This is a genomic window from Streptomyces sp. TRM68416 (genome assembly GCF_014596915.1).
In the GTDB taxonomy this organism is placed as follows: domain Bacteria; phylum Actinomycetota; class Actinomycetes; order Streptomycetales; family Streptomycetaceae; genus Streptomyces.
Genome location: NZ_JACVWU010000005.1, coordinates 12,706 through 29,599, shown reverse-complemented (window position 1 = coordinate 29,599; position 16,894 = coordinate 12,706). Strand labels below are relative to the sequence as shown.

General features: G+C 68.7%; 14 protein-coding genes. All 14 read right to left on the bottom strand.

The window, feature by feature from the left end:
* Nucleotides 1-402: 402 nt before the first annotated feature.
* The 14 genes from nuoN to ICC28_RS09795 are packed head-to-tail and all read right to left on the bottom strand — an operon-like array spanning nucleotide 403 to nucleotide 16,425.
* The gene (gene nuoN / locus ICC28_RS09860; RefSeq protein ID WP_188288096.1) at nucleotides 403-2,052 is read right to left on the bottom strand and encodes an NADH-quinone oxidoreductase subunit NuoN; all 1,650 of its coding nucleotides are present in this window, start codon (nucleotides 2,050-2,052) and stop codon (nucleotides 403-405) included.
* Nucleotides 2,049-3,620 (bottom strand): NADH-quinone oxidoreductase subunit M, encoded by a 1,572-nt coding sequence (locus ICC28_RS09855; protein ID WP_188288095.1) that lies wholly within the window; start codon nucleotides 3,618-3,620, stop codon nucleotides 2,049-2,051. The genes nuoN and ICC28_RS09855 overlap by 4 nt, the downstream gene beginning before the upstream one ends.
* Nucleotides 3,621-3,625: 5 nt before the next feature.
* Nucleotides 3,626-5,596: an NADH-quinone oxidoreductase subunit L gene (nuoL, locus tag ICC28_RS09850; protein WP_188288094.1), complete on the bottom strand. Its 1,971-nt coding sequence runs from the start codon at nucleotides 5,594-5,596 to the stop codon at nucleotides 3,626-3,628.
* Nucleotides 5,597-5,611: 15 nt separating this feature from the next.
* Nucleotides 5,612-5,911: an NADH-quinone oxidoreductase subunit NuoK gene (gene nuoK / locus ICC28_RS09845; RefSeq protein ID WP_188288093.1), complete on the bottom strand. Its 300-nt coding sequence runs from the start codon at nucleotides 5,909-5,911 to the stop codon at nucleotides 5,612-5,614.
* Nucleotides 5,908-6,726, bottom strand: coding sequence for an NADH-quinone oxidoreductase subunit J (locus ICC28_RS09840; protein WP_188288092.1), 819 nt, complete (start codon nucleotides 6,724-6,726; stop codon nucleotides 5,908-5,910). Before ICC28_RS09840 ends, nuoK begins: the two co-directional genes overlap by 4 nt.
* Nucleotides 6,723-7,373 carry an NADH-quinone oxidoreductase subunit NuoI gene (gene nuoI / locus ICC28_RS09835; protein WP_188288091.1) on the bottom strand — a complete coding sequence of 217 codons (651 nt, stop codon included), beginning with the start codon at nucleotides 7,371-7,373 and terminating at the stop codon, nucleotides 6,723-6,725. The genes ICC28_RS09840 and nuoI overlap by 4 nt, the downstream gene beginning before the upstream one ends.
* On the bottom strand, nucleotides 7,366-8,724 hold the full coding sequence (gene nuoH / locus ICC28_RS09830; protein WP_188288090.1) for an NADH-quinone oxidoreductase subunit NuoH: 1,359 nt from the start codon (nucleotides 8,722-8,724) through the stop codon (nucleotides 7,366-7,368). Before nuoH ends, nuoI begins: the two co-directional genes overlap by 8 nt.
* Nucleotides 8,721-11,225: an NADH-quinone oxidoreductase subunit G gene (locus tag ICC28_RS09825; protein ID WP_188288089.1), complete on the bottom strand. Its 2,505-nt coding sequence runs from the start codon at nucleotides 11,223-11,225 to the stop codon at nucleotides 8,721-8,723. The genes nuoH and ICC28_RS09825 overlap by 4 nt, the downstream gene beginning before the upstream one ends.
* Nucleotides 11,222-12,571: an NADH-quinone oxidoreductase subunit NuoF gene (gene nuoF, locus ICC28_RS09820; protein WP_188288088.1), complete on the bottom strand. Its 1,350-nt coding sequence runs from the start codon at nucleotides 12,569-12,571 to the stop codon at nucleotides 11,222-11,224. The genes ICC28_RS09825 and nuoF overlap by 4 nt, the downstream gene beginning before the upstream one ends.
* Nucleotides 12,571-13,443: an NADH-quinone oxidoreductase subunit NuoE gene (gene nuoE / locus ICC28_RS09815; protein WP_188288087.1), complete on the bottom strand. Its 873-nt coding sequence runs from the start codon at nucleotides 13,441-13,443 to the stop codon at nucleotides 12,571-12,573. The genes nuoF and nuoE overlap by 1 nt, the downstream gene beginning before the upstream one ends.
* Nucleotides 13,440-14,762, bottom strand: coding sequence for an NADH-quinone oxidoreductase subunit D (locus tag ICC28_RS09810; RefSeq protein ID WP_188288086.1), 1,323 nt, complete (start codon nucleotides 14,760-14,762; stop codon nucleotides 13,440-13,442). Before ICC28_RS09810 ends, nuoE begins: the two co-directional genes overlap by 4 nt.
* Complete coding sequence (locus ICC28_RS09805) at nucleotides 14,759-15,499, bottom strand: NADH-quinone oxidoreductase subunit C (RefSeq protein WP_188288085.1); 741 nt, start codon at nucleotides 15,497-15,499, stop codon at nucleotides 14,759-14,761. Before ICC28_RS09805 ends, ICC28_RS09810 begins: the two co-directional genes overlap by 4 nt.
* A complete protein-coding gene (locus ICC28_RS09800; RefSeq protein ID WP_030758424.1) occupies nucleotides 15,496-16,050 on the bottom strand; it encodes a NuoB/complex I 20 kDa subunit family protein in 555 nt (184 codons plus the stop codon). The genes ICC28_RS09805 and ICC28_RS09800 overlap by 4 nt, the downstream gene beginning before the upstream one ends.
* Before the next feature lie 15 nt (nucleotides 16,051-16,065).
* Nucleotides 16,066-16,425: an NADH-quinone oxidoreductase subunit A gene (locus ICC28_RS09795; protein ID WP_003974383.1), complete on the bottom strand. Its 360-nt coding sequence runs from the start codon at nucleotides 16,423-16,425 to the stop codon at nucleotides 16,066-16,068.
* Nucleotides 16,426-16,894: the final 469 nt, after the last annotated feature.

Here is a 16,894-nt window from a genome sequence, read left to right as displayed (position 1 = left end):
CCGCGCAGGCCGCGCCCGACCCCGACCTGTTCTCGTCTGGACGGAACTGGCCAAGGCGTACGCGGCGACGGCGCCGTACGGGCACGAGCCGTTCGCCGTCGGCAACGGCTTCCGGCCCACGCCGTGCGTGTCCGGCACGGGCTACCACTGCGTCAAGGAAGCGAACGTCGGGAGGACCGACCCCAGGAAGCCTGCCGCCGTCCTCTACGAGAACGGTCCGACCGGACGCACGCTCATCGCCGTGGAGTGGATCGTGCAGGCCGAGGACGGCGTCGGCAAGCAGCGGTCTGTTCAACCCCACGCATCCCGCAGTCACGTGCCCGGCGAACCCGGCCCCCTGACGGACGCGACAGGCCCCGGCTCCCTGAAGGGAACCGGGGCCCACCGCTCACACACCGCAGGTCAGCGCACGAACACTCCCGCCTGGCCGGCCAGGTCCAGGAAGTACTGCGGCGCCACGCCGAGCACCAGCGTGACCGCCACGCCCACCCCGATCGCCGTCATCGTCAGCGGCGACGGGACGGCGACGGTCGGCCCCTCGGGCCGCGGCTCGCTGAAGAACATCAGCACGATGACGCGGATGTAGAAGAACGCCGCGATGGCCGACGAGATCACACCGACCACGACCAGCGGGGCCGCGCCGCCCTCCGCCGCCGCCTTGAACACGGCGAACTTCCCGGCGAAGCCGGAGGTCAGCGGAATGCCCGCGAAGGCCAGCAGGAACACCGCGAACACGGCCGCCACGAGCGGCGAACGGCGGCCGAGACCGGCCCACTTGGACAGGTGCGTCGCCTCGCCGCCGGCGTCGCGCACCAGGGTCACCACCGCGAACGCCCCGATCGTCACGAACGAGTAGGCGCCCAGGTAGAAGAGGACCGACGAGATGCCGTCCGGTGTGGTGGCGATGACGCCCGCGAGGATGAAGCCCGCGTGGGCGATCGACGAGTACGCCAGCAGCCGCTTGATGTCGGTCTGGGTGATCGCGACGATCGCGCCGCCCAGCATGGTGACGATCGCGACGCCCCACATGACCGGCCGCCAGTCCCAGCGCAGGCCGGGCAGCACGACGTAGAGGATGCGCAGCAGCGCCCCGAAGGCGGCCACCTTCGTCGCCGCGGCCATGAAGCCGGTCAACGGGGTGGGCGCGCCCTGGTACACATCGGGCGTCCACATGTGGAACGGCACCGCGCCCACCTTGAACAGCAGACCCGCGACGATCATGGCGGCGCCGATGAGCAGCAGCGCGTCGTTGCCCATGGTGTCCGCGAGGGCCGGGTCGACGGTGGTGATCGTGCCGTCGACGACCTGCGCGATCGTCGCGTACGACACGGAGCCCGCGTAGCCGTACAGCAGCGCGATGCCGAACAGGGTGAACGCGGAGGCGAACGCCCCGAGCAGGAAGTACTTCACGGCCGCTTCCTGCGACATCAGCCGCTTGCGGCGGGCGAGGGCGCACATCAGGTACAGCGGCAGCGAGAAGACCTCCAGCGCGATGAACAGCGTCAGCAGGTCGTTGGCCGCCGGGAAGACCAGCATGCCCGCGACGGCGAAGAGCAGCAGCGGGAACACCTCGGTCGTGGTGAACCCGGCCTTGACAGCGGCCTTCTCGCCGTCGCTGCCCGGCACGGCCCCGGCCTGGGCGACGAAGGAGTCCACCCGGTTGCCGTGCGCTTCCGGATCCAGCCGCCGCTCGGCGAAGGTGAACAGGCCGACCAGTCCGGCCAGCAGGATCGTGCCCTGCAGGAAGAGCGCCGGCCCGTCGACGGCGATGGCGCCCATCGCCGCGATGCCCGCCTTCGTGGTGCCGTACCCGTCCACCGCGAGCGCCACGACCGCGGCGAAGGCCGCGATGAGCGCGACGGCGGAGAGGAACACCTGGGCGTAGTAACGGGACTTGCGCGGCACGAGCGCCTCGATGAGCACTCCGAGGACCGCCGCACCGACGACGATCAGCATGGGCGACAATTGCCCGTATTCGATCTTCGGCGCGTCGATCTTCGAGATCGGGTCGGCCGCGGTTGTCCACAGGCTGTGGACGGCTGATGCGCTCACTTGGCCGCCTCCACCTCGGGCTGGGGGTCCTTCTTCTGTACGTCGGACATGGTCTGCTCGACCGCCGGGTTGACGATGTCCGTGACGGGCTTCGGGTAGACGCCCAGGAAGATCAGCAGCACGATCAGCGGGGTGACGACGGCGAGTTCACGTACCCTGAGATCCGGCATGGCGGAGACCTCCGGCTTCACCGGCCCGGTCATCGTGCGCTGGTAGAGCACCAGGGTGTAGAGCGCGGCGAGCACGATGCCGAAGGTGGCGATGATGCCGACCACCGGGTACGCGGCGAATGTGCCGACCAGGACCAGGAACTCGCTGACGAACGGTGCGAGTCCGGGCAGCGACAGGGTCGCCAGGCCGCCGATCAGGAAGGTGCCGGCGAGTACCGGAGCGACCTTCTGCACTCCGCCGTAGTCGGCGATGAGCCGCGAGCCGCGCCGCGAGATCAGGAAGCCGGCCACCAGCATCAACGCCGCCGTCGAGATGCCGTGGTTGACCATGTAGAGCGTCGCGCCGGACTGGCCCTGGCTGGTCATCGCGAAGATGCCCATGATGATGAAGCCGAAGTGCGAGATCGACGCGTAGGCGACCAGCCGCTTGATGTCGCGCTGGCCCACGGCGAGCAGAGCGCCGTAGATGATGCTGATCAACGCCAGGACGAGGATCGCGGGCGTCGCCCACTTCGACGCCTCCGGGAACAGCTGGAGGCAGAAGCGGAGCATCGCGAAGGTGCCCACCTTGTCGACGACCGCGGTGATGAGGACGGCGACCGGGGCGGTGGCCTCCCCCATCGCGTTGGGCAGCCAGGTGTGCAGCGGCCACAGCGGGGCCTTCACCGCGAAGGCGAAGAAGAAGCCCAGGAACAGCCACCGTTCGGTGCTGGTCGCCATGTCCAGGGAACCGTTGGCCCGGGCCTCGGCGATCTCGGTGAGCGAGAAGTTCCCGGCGACCACGTACAGGCCGATCACCGCGGCCAGCATGATCAGACCGCCGGCCAGGTTGTACAGGAGGAACTTCACGGCCGCGTACGAGCGTTGTGTCGCCGCCACCTTCTCGCCGTGCTCGTGGGCACGGTCCCCGAAGCCTCCGATGAGGAAGTACATCGGGATGAGCATGGCTTCGAAGAAGATGTAGAAGAGGAAGACGTCGGTGGCCTCGAAGGAGATGATCACCATCGCCTCGACGGCCAGGATCAGGGCGAAGAAGCCCTGCGTCGGCCGCCAGCGGCGGCTTCCGGTCTCCAGCGGGTCGGCGTCGTGCCAGCCGGCCAGGATGATGAAGGGGATGAGGACGGCGGTGAGCGCGATGAGCGCCACCCCGATGCCGTCCACGCCCAGTTCGTACCGGACCCCGAACTCCTTGATCCAGGAGTGGGACTCGGTGAGCTGGTAGCGGTCGCCGTCCGGGTCGAAGCGGACCAGGACGGTGACGGCGAGCGCGAGCGTGCCGAGCGAGAAGAGCAGCGCCAGCCACTTGGCGGCGGTGCGCTGCGCGGCCGGCACGGCGGCCGTGGCCACCGCTCCGATCGCGGGGAGCGCCGCCGTCGCTGTCAGCAGGGGAAAGGACATCGGTATCAGACCGCCCTCATCAGCAGGGTCGCGGCGACGAGGACCGCCGCACCGCCGAACATCGAGACCGCGTACGACCGCGCGAAGCCGTTCTGCAGTCGGCGCAGCCGTCCGGACAGGCCGCCGACCGAGGCCGCCGTGCCGTTGACGACGCCGTCGACCAGCGTGTGGTCGACGTAGACCAGGGACCGCGTGAGGTGCTCGCCGCCGCGGACGAGGACGACGTGGTTGAAGTCGTCCTGGAGCAGGTCGCGCCGGGCGGCCCGGGTGAGCAGCGAGCCGCGCGGGGCGACGACCGGGACCGGCCTGCGGCCGTACTGGAGGTACGCGACGGTGACGCCGATGACCATCACGGCCACCGTGCACGAGGTGACCGCGGCCGCGCTGAGCGGCGCATCGCCGTGGTCGTGTCCAGTGATGGGCTCCAGCCAGTGCAGGAAGCGGTCGCCGACACTGAACAGGCCGCCGGCGAAGACCGATCCGAAGGCCAGCAGGATCATCGGGATCGTCATGGAGCGGGGCGACTCGTGCGGGTGCGGTTCGGCGTGCTCGCCGCGGTGCTCGGCGGCCGGCTCCGCGCTCGGCCCGGCCGGGGAGGCCGTGGGCCGGTTCCGCCAGCGCTCCTCTCCGAAGAACGTCAGCAGCATCACACGCGTCATGTAGTACGCGGTGATGGCCGCGCCGAGCAGGGCGCAGCCGCCGAGGATCCAGCCCTCGGTGCCGCCCTTGGCGAACGCCGCCTCGATGATCTTGTCCTTGGAGAAGAAGCCGGACAGACCCGGGAAGCCGATGATGGCGAGGTAGCCGAGCCCGAAGGTGACGAAGGTGACCGGCATGTACTTGCGCAGGCCGCCGTACTTCCTCATGTCGACCTCGTCGTTCATGCCGTGCATGACCGAACCGGCGCCGAGGAACAGACCGGCCTTGAAGAAGCCGTGCGTCACCAGGTGCATGATCGCGAAGACGTAGCCGATCGGGCCGAGGCCGGCGGCGAGCACCATGTAGCCGATCTGCGACATGGTCGAGCCGGCCAGCGCCTTCTTGATGTCGTCCTTCGCGCAACCGACGATCGCACCGAACAGGAGCGTGACGGCACCGACGATGGTGACGACCAGCTGCGCGTCGGGAGCGGCGTTGAAGATCGCTCCGGAGCGGACGATCAGGTAGACGCCCGCGGTCACCATCGTGGCGGCGTGGATAAGAGCCGAGACCGGGGTCGGGCCCTCCATCGCGTCCCCGAGCCAGGACTGCAGCGGCACCTGGGCGGACTTGCCGCAGGCGGCGAGCAGCAGCATCAGGGCGATGGCGGTGAGCCTGCCCTCGGAGGTGTCGGCGACGAGCCCGGCCTCTTCGCCGGTGCCGAGCACCGGGCCGAAGGCGAAGGTCCCGAAGGTGGTGAACATGATCAGGATGGCGATCGACAGACCCATGTCGCCGACGCGGTTGACCAGGAACGCCTTCTTCGCGGCCGTGGCGGCGCTGGGCTTGTGCTGCCAGAAGCCGATGAGCAGGAAGGAGGCGAGGCCGACGCCCTCCCAGCCGACGTACAGCAGCAGGTAGTTGTCGGCGAGGACGAGCAGCAGCATCGCCGCGAGGAACAGGTTCAGATAGCCGAAGAAGCGGCGGCGGCGCTCGTCGTGCTCCATGTACCCGACCGAGTACAGGTGGATCAGCGTGCCGACACCGGTGATCAGCAGGACGAACGTCATCGACAGCTGGTCGAGGCGGAAGGCGACGTCCGCCTGGAAGCCCTCCACCGGGATCCAGCTGAACAGGTGCTGTGTCAGCGTCCGGTGTTCGGCGTCCTTGCCGAGCAGGTCGGTGAAGAGGATGACGCCGAACACGAAGGACAGGGCCGCGAGCAGCGTGCCGATCCAGTGGCCGACGGCGTCCAGGCGCCGGCCACCGCACAGCAGGACCGCCGCTCCGAGCAGGGGCGCCGCGATGAGCAGCGCAATCAGGTTCTCTGCATTCATACGGTCCAGCGCCCCTTACAGCTTCATCAGGCTGGCGTCGTCGACCGAGGCCGAGTGGCGGGAACGGAACAGCGACACGATGATCGCGAGCCCGACCACGACCTCCGCGGCGGCGACGACCATCGTGAAGAAGGCGATGATCTGGCCGTCGAGATTGCCGTGCATCCGGGAGAAGGCGACGAGCGAGAGGTTGCAGGCGTTGAGCATGAGCTCGACGCACATGAACACCACGATCGCGTTGCGCCGGATCAGCACGCCGGTGGCGCCGATGGTGAACAGCAGAGCGGCGAGATAGAGATAGTTGACGGGGTTCACTTCGCCGCCTTCCTGTGGTCCGTGCGCTCCAGGCGGTCCTCGGCGCGCTGCTCCAGTGCCTTGAGGTCGTTGAGCGCCTCGGTGGACACGTCACGGATCTGGCCGCGGTCGCGCAGCGTCTTGCTGACGGTGAGCTCCGAGGGGGTGCCGTCGGGCAGCAGTCCGGCGATGTCCACGGCGTTGTGCCGGGCGTACACACCGGGCGCCGGCAGCGGCGGGAGGTGCTTGCCCTCGCGCACCCGCTGCTCGGCCAGCTCCCGCTGGGTCTTGGCACGCTCGGTGCGCTCCCGGTGGGTGAGCACCATGGCGCCGACGGCGGCCGTGATGAGCAGGGCGCCGGTGATCTCGAAGGCGAAGACGTACTTGGTGAAGATGAGGGCCGCCAGGCCCTCCACGTTGCCGCCCGCGTTGGCCTGCGCGAGGCCGTTGAACTCCGAGAGGGAGGCGTTGCCGATGCCGGCGGTCAGCAGGATGCCGAAGCCGAGGCCGCACAGAAGGGCCAGCCAGCGCTGGCCCTTGATGGTCTCCTTCAGCGAGTCCGCCGCCGTGACGCCGACGAGCATCACCACGAAGAGGAACAGCATCATGATCGCGCCGGTGTAGACGACGATCTGTACGACGCCCAGGAAGTAGGCGCCGTTGGCGAGGTAGAACACCGCCAGGATGATCATGGTGCCGGCCAGGCAGAGCGCGCTGTGCACGGCCTTCTTCATGAAGACGGTGCACAGGGCGCCGATCACCGCGACCGTGCCGAGGACCCAGAACTGGAAGGCCTCGCCGGTGGAGGTGGAGTAGGCGGCCAGTTGCGCGGTCATCGGCCGATCACCTTCTCCGACGCCGGCTCGTCCGCTCCGAAGGTGGAGGCGGCCTCCTGCACCACCTCGCCCTTGGTGTGGGGCACCTGCCGCTCGGTGCCGGGCGCGGCCTCCGTCACCAGCCCCCGGTAGTAGTCCTGTTCGTCCGTCCCGGGGTACATCGCGTGCGGGGAGTCCACCATGCCGTCCTCAAGACCGGCGAGCAGCTGCTCCTTGGTGTAGATGAGGTTGGCGCGGCTGGAGTCGGCGAGCTCGAACTCGTTCGTCATGGTCAACGCGCGCGTGGGGCACGCCTCGATGCACAGTCCGCACAGGATGCAGCGGGCGTAGTTGATCTGGTACACCCTGCCGTACCGCTCGCCCGGCGAGTAGCGCTCCTCGTCGGTGTTGTCCGCGCCCTCGACGTAGATCGCATCGGCGGGGCAGGCCCAGGCGCACAGCTCGCAGCCGACGCACTTCTCCAGGCCGTCCGGATGGCGGTTGAGCTGGTGCCGTCCGTGGAAGCGCGGAGCGGTGGTCTTCTGCTCTTCCGGGTACTGCTCGGTCAGCCGCTTCTTGAACATGGCCTTGAAGGTCACGCCGAAGCCGGCCACGGGGTTCTGGAAGCCAGGCTTTGTCTGCCCGGTCTCCTTGGGCTCCTCAGCCATCGGACGCCTCCTTTCCATCCAGAGATCCGTCGTCACTCTGAGTATTCACTGCGCCACTGACAATCAGCTCCCGCTCGCTGCGCGAACGGCGCCGCGGTACCGGCGGCAACTCCTGTCCCGGCAGCGGCGGTACGGGGAATCCACCCGCCGTCGGGTCGAATGCGGCGCTCGGAGCGGGCTCCTCCTTCGGCTTCCCTCGGATCATGTCCGCGACGAAGGAGAGCAGCAGGAGCACGAAGACACCGCCGGCGACGTAGAGCGCGATGTCGGCGAAGTCGTAGCCCTCGTTGCGGAGGGCGCGCACGGTGGCGACGAGCATCAGCCACACCACGGCGATCGGGAGGAGCACCTTCCACCCGAGCTTCATCAGCTGGTCGTAGCGGACCCGGGGGAGGGTGCCGCGCAGCCACACGAAGAAGAAGATCAGCATTTGGAGCTTGACGACGAACCAGAGCATCGGCCACCAGCCGTGGTTCGCGCCCTCCCAGAAGGTGCTGATGGGCCAGGGGGCCCGCCAGCCGCCGAGGAACAGCGTCACCGCGATCATCGACACGGTGATCATGTGGACGTACTCGCAGAGCATGAAGATGGCGAACTTGATGGAGCTGTACTCGGTGTTGAAGCCGCCGACCAGGTCGCCCTCGGACTCCGGCATGTCGAACGGGGCCCGGCTGGACTCACCGATCATCGTCACCATGTAGATCAGGAACGAGACCGGCAGCAGGATGACGTACCAGCGGTCCTGCTGGGCTCCGACGATCGTCGAGGTCGACATCGAACCGGAGTAGAGGAACACCGACGCGAAGGCCGCGCCCATGGCGATCTCGTACGAGATCATCTGGGCGCACGAGCGGATACCGCCGAGCAGCGGGTACGTCGATCCGGAGGCCCAGCCACCGAGGACGAAGCCGTACACCCCCAGCGAGCCGATGGCCAGGATGTAGAGCATCGCGACCGGCAGGTCGGTGAGCTGCATCGTGGTGCGCTGGCCGAAGATCGAGATCTCGTTGCCCGCCGGACCGAAGGGGATCACCGCGATGGCCATGAAGGCCGGGATGGCGGCGATGATCGGCGCGAGGACGTAGACCACCTTGTCCGCGCGTTTGACGATGATGTCTTCCTTGAGCATCAGCTTCACGCCGTCGGCGAGCGACTGGAGCATGCCCCAGGGGCCGTGCCGGTTGGGGCCGACCCGGCGCTGCATCCAGCCGACGACCTTGCGCTCCATGACGATGGAGATCAGCACGGTCAGCATCATGAAGGCGAAGCAGAACACCGCCTTGATGACGACCAGCCACCAGGGGTCGCGGCCGAACATCGAGAGGTCTTCAGCGGCGAGATACGGGCTCATGCCTCCACCTCCTTGGGGGCCTCGGCCGCGGAGGTCGACGGGCCGATGCGGACGAGGGAGCCGGGCCGGGCCCCGGTGTCGGAGGCGACGCCGTGGCCGGTGGAGTTCAGCGGGAGCCAGACCACCCGGTCGGGCATCTCGGTGACCTTGAGCGGAAGTTCGACCGTCCCGGCGGTGCCGGTCACCGCGAGGACGTCGCCGTCCTTCACGCCCGCCTCGGCGGCGGTGGCTGCCGACACGCGCGCGTGTGCCGCGTGCCGCGTCCCCGCGAGCGCCTCGTCGCCCTCCTGGAGCCTGCCCTGGTCGAGCAGCAGCCGGTGTCCGGCCAGCACGGCCTCACCGGCGGCCGGTCGCGGCAACTGGGCGGCCGTCTCCAGGGGTTCGGTGGCCCGCGGCCCGTCCCACGCACCGAGCCGGTCCAGCTCCGCACGCGTGGTCCGCAGATCCGGCAGCCCCAGGTGTACGTCCATGGCGTCGGCCAGCATCTGCAGGACGCGTCCGTCGGTCGGGGCCAGGCGGCGCGTCATCTGGTCGGGCTTGAGCGCGGCCTCGAAGAAGCGCACCCTGCCCTCCCAGTTGAGGAAGGTGCCGGCCTTCTCGGCGACGGCGGCCACCGGAAGGACCACGTCGGCGCGCTCGCTGACCTCGCTGGGCCGCAGCTCCAGCGAGACGAGGAAGCCGACCTCGGCGAGCGCCTCACGCGCGCGTGCCGGATCGGGCAGGTCGGCGATCTCCACGCCGGCGACCAGCAGGGCCTGGAGTTCGCCGGTGGCGGCGGCCTCCACGATCTGGCTGGTGTCGCGGCCGTAGCGGTGCGGCAGGTCGGCCAGGCCCCAGGCCGCGGCGACCTCCTCACGGGCGCGCGGGTCGGTGGCCGGACGGCCGCCCGGCAGCAGCGACGGAAGCGCACCGGCCTCGACGGCCCCGCGCTCCCCCGCCCGGCGCGGAATCCACACCAGGTGGGCGCCGGTCGCCGACGCGGCGCGTACGGCGGCGGTCAGCCCGCCGCCCACAGCGGCCAGCCGCTCGCCCACGACGATCACCGCGCCCTCGGCGCGCAGCGCCTCGGCGGCCTTCGCCCCGCCGTCCTCCAGGCCGACCCCGCTCGCGAGCGCGTCCAGCCACTCGGTCTCGGTGCCGGGAGCGGCGGGCAGCAGCGTTCCGCCGGCCTTCTCCAGGCCGCGGGTGGCGTAGGTGGCGAGGGAGAAGACCTGCTGGCCGTGCTTGCGCCAGGCCTTGCGCAGCCGCAGGAAGACGCCGGGCGCCTCCTCCTCGGCCTCGAACCCGACCAGCAGCACCGCGGGCGCCTTCTCCAGCGCGGTGTACGTCACGCCCGTACCGTCGAGGTCGCGGCCGCGTCCGGCGATCTGCGCGGCGAGGAAGTCGGCCTCCTCGCTGCTGTGCACACGCGCGCGGAAGTCGATGTCGTTGGTGTCGAGCGCCACGCGCGCGAACTTGCTGTAGGCGTAGGCGTCCTCGATGATGAGGCGGCCGCCGGTCAGGACGCCGGTGCGGCCGCGCGAGGCGAGCAGCCCCTGGGCGGCGATCTGCAGCGCCTCCGGCCAGGAGGCCGGTTCCAGGACGCCCTCGGCGTTGCGCACCAGAGGCGTCTCGATCCGGTCCCGCTGCTGCGCGTACCGGAACGCGAACCGCCCCTTGTCGCAGATCCACTCCTCGTTGACCTCCGGGTCGGGCGAGGCCAGGCGCCGCATGACCTTGCCGCGCCGGTGGTCGGTGCGCGTCGCGCAGCCGCCGGAGCAGTGCTCGCACACGGAGTGCGAGGAGACCAGGTCGAAGGGGCGGGAGCGGAAGCGGTACGCCGCCGAGGTGAGCGCGCCGACCGGGCAGATCTGGATGGTGTTGCCGGAGAAGTACGACTCGAAGGGGTCGCCCTCACCGGTGCCGACCTGCTGCAGGGCGCCCCGCTCGATCAGCTCGATCATCGGGTCGCCGGCGATCTGGTTGGAGAAGCGGGTGCAGCGCGCGCACAGCACGCACCGCTCGCGGTCGAGCAGCACCTGCGTGGAGATCGGCACCGGCTTCTCGTACGTCCGCTTCCTGCCCTCGAAGCGGGACTCGGCGTTGCCGTGCGACATGGCCTGGTTCTGCAGCGGGCACTCGCCGCCCTTGTCGCAGACCGGGCAGTCCAGCGGGTGGTTGATGAGCAGGAGCTCCATCACACCCTTCTGGGCCTTCTCCGCGACCGGCGAGCTGAGCTGGGTCTTCACCACCATCCCGTCGGTGCAGGTGATGGTGCACGAGGCCATCGGCTTGCGCTGGCCCTCGACCTCGACGATGCACTGGCGGCAGGCGCCGGCCGGGTCGAGTGCCGGATGGTCGCAGAACCGGGGGATCTCGATGCCGAGCTGTTCGGCGGCCCGGATGACCAGGGTGCCCTTCGGCACGCTGATCTCGGCGCCGTCGATCGTCAGCGACACGAGATCTTCCGGCGGGACCGCCGCCTCCCCGCCTCCGGAGGGAGCGCTGGTCGTCACTGTCATGCGTTCACCTCCGTGTGCTTGTCCGCCCAGGCCGTCGACTTGGCCGGGTCGAAGGGGCAGCCGCGGCCCGTGATGTGCTGCTCGTACTCCTCGCGGAAGTACTTGAGCGAGGAGAAGATCGGCGATGCGGCGCCGTCGCCGAGGGCGCAGAACGACTTGCCGTTGATGTTGTCGGCGATGTCGTTCAGCTTGTCGAGGTCGCTCATCACGCCCTTGCCGGCCTCGATGTCGCGCAGCAACTGCACGAGCCAGTAGGTGCCTTCACGGCAGGGCGTGCACTTGCCGCAGGACTCGTGGGCGTAGAACTCGGTCCAGCGCGTGACGGCGCGCACCACGCAGGTTGTCTCGTCGAAGCACTGCAGCGCCTTGGTGCCGAGCATGGAGCCGGCGGCGCCGACGCCCTCGTAGTCGAGGGGCACGTCGAGGTGCTCGTCGGTGAACATCGGCGTCGAGGAGCCGCCCGGCGTCCAGAACTTCAGCCGGTGGCCCGGCCGCATGCCGCCGCTCATCTCCAGCAGCTGGCGCAGGGTGATGCCGAGCGGGGCCTCGTACTGGCCGGGGCTGGCGACGTGGCCGCTGAGCGAGTAGAGCGTGAAGCCCGGGGACTTCTCGCTGCCCATCGACCTGAACCAGTCTTTTCCTTTGTGGAGGATCGCGGGAACCGATGCGATCGATTCGACGTTATTCACCACAGTCGGGCAGGCATAGAGGCCCGCAACGGCAGGGAAAGGGGGACGGAGCCGCGGTTGACCACGGCGGCCTTCGAGCGAGTCGAGCAGTGCGGTCTCCTCACCGCAGATGTACGCGCCCGCACCCGCGTGCACGGTGAGTTCGAGGTCGAGGCCACTGCCGAGGATGTTCTTGCCGAGGTAGCCGGCCGCATAGGCCTCGCTCACGGCCGAGTGCAACCGCCGCAGCACGGGGACGACTTCACCACGCAGATAGATGAAGGCATGCGAAGACCTGATGGCATAACACGCGATGATCATGCCCTCGATGAGGCTGTGCGGGTTCGCGAAGAGGAGCGGAATGTCCTTGCACGTTCCGGGCTCCGATTCGTCGGCGTTGACAACTAGATAGTGCGGTTTTCCATCTCCCTGGGGAATGAACTGCCACTTCATTCCGGTGGGGAATCCCGCGCCGCCGCGCCCGCGCAGACCGGAGTCCTTGACGTACGCGATCAGGTCGTCCGGCGACATGGCGAGCGCCTTGCGGAGTCCCTCGTATCCCTCGTGCCTTCGGTAGACGTCCAGCGTCCAGGACTTGTCCTCGTCCCAGAAGGCCGACAGCACGGGTGCGAGCAGCTTCTCGGGGCTGGTGTCTTTCAGCTCGGGTGCCAAGGTCATCACTCCCCCTCCTCGGCGACGGGTCCGGCCGGGTGGGCCGGGTCGGAGGCCGATGTGTCCTGCGGCGCGTCGTGTGAGCTCAAGTGCTCCGTCGGTGACGGCTCGTGCACCGCCTTGTCCTGCGGCTCCTCATGAGGTCGGCCGTCGCGTGGGTGAACCACCCGCGCGGGAGCGGTCTCCCCCTTGGCCAGCTTGAGGCCGACCAGCGAAGCGGGTCCCGCGCTTCCGCCGGCCTCGACGGCCCCTTCCCGCTCGTCGGGAAAGCCCGCCAGGATCCTGGCCGTCTCCTTGAAGGTGCACAGCCGCGCCCCGCGCGTGGGCGTCACTTCGCGCCCGGTGCGCAGGTCGTCCACCATGCGCTTCGCGCTCTCGACGGTCTGGTTGTCGAAGAACTCCCAGTTGACCATCACGACCGGCGCGTAGTCGCAGGCCGCGTTGCACTCGATGTGCTCCAGGGTGACCTTGCCGTCGTCGGTGGTCTCGCCGTTGCCGACGCCCAGGTGCTCCTGGAGCGCCTCGAAGATCGCGTCGCCTCCCATTACCGCGCACAGTGTGTTGGTGCACACGCCGACCTGGTAGTCACCGCTCGGCCGGCGCCGGTACATGGTGTAGAAGGTGGCGACCGCGGTCACCTCGGCCGTGGTCAGGTTCAGCATGTCCGCGCAGAACTGCATCCCGGTGCGCGTGACATGGCCCTCCTCCGACTGCACGAGGTGCAGCAGTGGCAGGAGCGCCGACCGGGAGTCGGGGTAGCGGGCGATGACCTCGCGCGCGTCCCGCTCCAGTCGGGTTCGAACGTCGTCCGGGTAGCCGGGCGCGGGCAGTTGGGGCATGCCCAGGCTGACGCCCTGCTCCGAAGAACTGGTGGTCACCGGTCGACGCCTCCCATCACGGGGTCGATGGACGCGACGGCGACGATGACGTCGGCGACCTGGCCGCCTTCGCACATCGCCGCCATGGCCTGCAGGTTGGTGAAGGACGGGTCGCGGAAGTGGACCCGGTAGGGGCGGGTGCCTCCGTCGGAGACGGCATGCACCCCGAGTTCGCCCTTGGGTGACTCGACGGCCGCGTACGCCTGTCCCGGCGGGACGCGGAAGCCCTCGGTGACCAGCTTGAAGTGGTGGATCAGGGCCTCCATGGAGGTGCCCATGATCTTCTTGATGTGGTCGAGGGAGTTGCCGAGGCCGTCCGGACCGAGCGCGAGCTGGGCGGGCCAGGCGATCTTCTTGTCGGCGACCATGACCGGGCCGGGCTGGAGCCGGTCCAGGCACTGCTCGACGATCCTGAGCGACTGGCGCATCTCCTCCAGCCGGATCAGGAAGCGGCCGTAGGAGTCGCAGGTGTCGGCGGTCGGGACCTCGAAGTCGAAGGTCTCGTAGCCGCAGTAGGGCTGTGCCTTGCGCAGGTCGTGCGGCAGGCCGGTGGAGCGCAGGACCGGGCCGGTGGCGCCGAGAGCCATGCAGCCGGCCAGGTCGAGGTAGCCGATGTCCTGCATACGGGCCTTGAAGATGGGGTTCCCGGTGGCGAGCTTGTCGTACTCCGGGAGGTTCTTCTTCATCTTCTTCACGAACTCGCGGATCTGGTCCACCGCGCCGGGCGGCAGGTCCTGCGCGAGTCCGCCGGGGCGGATGTACGCGTGGTTCATCCGGAGGCCCGTGATGAGCTCGTAGATGTCGAGAATCATTTCACGATCACGGAATCCGTAGATCATGATCGTGGTGGCGCCGAGTTCCATGCCGCCGGTGGCGATGCACACCAGGTGCGAGGAGAGCCGGTTGAGCTCCATCAGGAGCACGCGGATGAGGGTGGCGCGGTCGGGGATCTGGTCCTCGATGCCGAGGAGTTTCTCGACGGCGAGGCAGTAGCCGGTCTCGTTGAAGAAGGACGTCAGGTAGTCCATGCGTGTCACGAACGTGGTGCCCTGCGTCCACGTGCGGAACTCGAGGTTCTTCTCGATGCCGGTGTGCAGGTAGCCGATGCCGCAGCGGGCCTCGGTGACCGTCTCGCCGTCGATCTCCAGGATCAGGCGGAGCACCCCGTGGGTGGAGGGGTGCTGGGGGCCCATGTTGACGACGATGCGTTCGTCGTCGGCACGGGCCGCGGACTCGACGACCTCGTCCCAGTCGCCACCGGTGACCGTGTAGACGGTGCCTTCGGTGGTCTCGCGGGGGGAAGCGTGGGAAGTGCTCATGAGTACGACCTCCGCTGGTCCGGAGCCGGGATCTGGGCGCCCTTGTACTCGACGGGGATGCCGCCGAGGGCGTAGTCCTTGCGCTGGGGGTGGCCCTGCCAGTCGTCCGGCATCATGATCCGCGTCAGGGCCGGGTGACCCTCGAAGACGATCCCGAAGAAGTCGTAGGTCTCGCGCTCGTGCCAGTCGTTGGTGGGATAGACCGCGACCAGCGACGGGATGCGGGGGTCGCTGTCGGGGGCGCTGACCTCCAGGCGGATCAGCCGGTTGTGGGTGATCGAGCGCAGGTGGTAGACGGCGTGCAGCTCGCGGCCCTTGTCGTGCGGGTAGTGGACGCCGCTGACTCCGGTGCAGAGCTCGAAGCGCAGGGCGGGGTCGTCGCGCAGGGTGCGGGCGACGCGCAGCAGGTGCTCGCGTTCGATGTGGAACGTGAGCTCGTCGCGGTCGACGACCGTCTTCTCGATGGCGTTGTCGGGCAGGAGGCCCTGTTCCTCCAGTGCGCCCTCCAGCTCGTCGGCGACCTCGTCGAACCAGCCGCCGTAGGGGCGGCTCGCCGGGCCCGGGAGCCGGACCGAGCGGACGAGGCCGCCGTAACCGGAGGTGTCGCCGCCGTTGTTGGCGCCGAACATGCCGCGCTGGACGCGGATCTCCTCGCCGCCCTGGCCGCGCTGGCCCGGGAGGTTGGAGGCACTGAGGTCCTTTTCGGGATTGACCTCGTTGCCGTTGGCGTCGCTCACCGCAGCAGCCCCTTCATTTCGATCGTGGGCAGGGCCTTGAGTGCCGCTTCCTCCGCCTCGCGGGCCGCTTCCTCCGCGTTCACGCCGAGCTTGGAGGACTGGATCTTCTGGTGGAGCTTGAGGATCGCGTCCACCAGCATCTCGGGCCGCGGCGGGCAGCCGGGGAGGTAGATGTCGACCGGGACGATGTGGTCGACGCCCTGCACGATCGCGTAGTTGTTGAACATGCCGCCCGAGGAGGCGCAGACCCCCATGGAGATCACCCATTTCGGGTTCGGCATCTGGTCGTAGACCTGCCGGAGCACCGGCGCCATCTTCTGGCTCACCCGGCCGGCGACGATCATGAGGTCCGCCTGCCGCGGGGAGCCGCGGAAGACCTCCATGCCGAAGCGCGCCAGGTCGTAGCGTCCGGCGCCGGTGGTCATCATCTCGATGGCGCAGCACGCGAGGCCGAAGGTGGCGGGGAAGACGGACGCCTTGCGCACCCAGCCCGCGGCCTGCTCGACGGTGGTCAGCAGGAAGCCGCTCGGCAGCTTTTCTTCGAGTCCCATGTCGTTAAAGGCCCCTCAGTCCCATTCCAGGCCGCCGCGCCGCCATACGTACGCGTACGCGACGAAGACGGTGAGCACGAAGAGCAGCATCTCCACGAGCCCGAAGATCCCCAGGGCGTCGAAGGTGACGGCCCAGGGGTAGAGGAAGACGATCTCGATATCGAAGATGATGAAGAGCATCGCCGTCAGGTAGTACTTGATCGGGAAGCGCCCGCCGCCGGCCGGCGTGGGGGTCGGTTCGATTCCGCACTCGTAGGCTTCGAGCTTGGCGCGGTTGTACCGCTTCGGACCGATCAGCGTGGCCATGACCACGGAGAAGATCGCAAAGCCTGCCCCGAGGGCTCCCAGTACGAGGATGGGCGCATACGCGTTCACCGCTCCTCGCTCCTCTCAGTCGGCACTGACTGCTGGCGGTTGCATCGGACTCGTCTCCTGCGTCCCACCGGTTCCTCGAACCTTGCTCGTCCTGACCAAGATCGAGAACATGTGAAGCAGGTCACAAGCCCAACTGCCTCGCATCTTATGCCTGCCGCTCTGTGATCTGCGACACGGGGTATTGCACAAGCTTTGTGATCTCCACCACCTGACGAAGGATCATGAAGTCGGATGAGTGGTGATCTTCGCACGCGAGGCGTCCAAGTGATCACCTCACGTGACATTTCCGCTCGTCGTCCCAGCTCGGACGGGGCGTCTCAATATCAAGAGGCTTCCCTTGCATGCAAATTGGCGCTGGACGCCACGTCCTGATAGAGGACCCCGTTCACACATCAGAGGGAGGTCCGCGGTGCGATGTGGACGCGTGCACGCGTTCACGAGCGACCCGGGGCGGGCCGTGCGCGCGAGA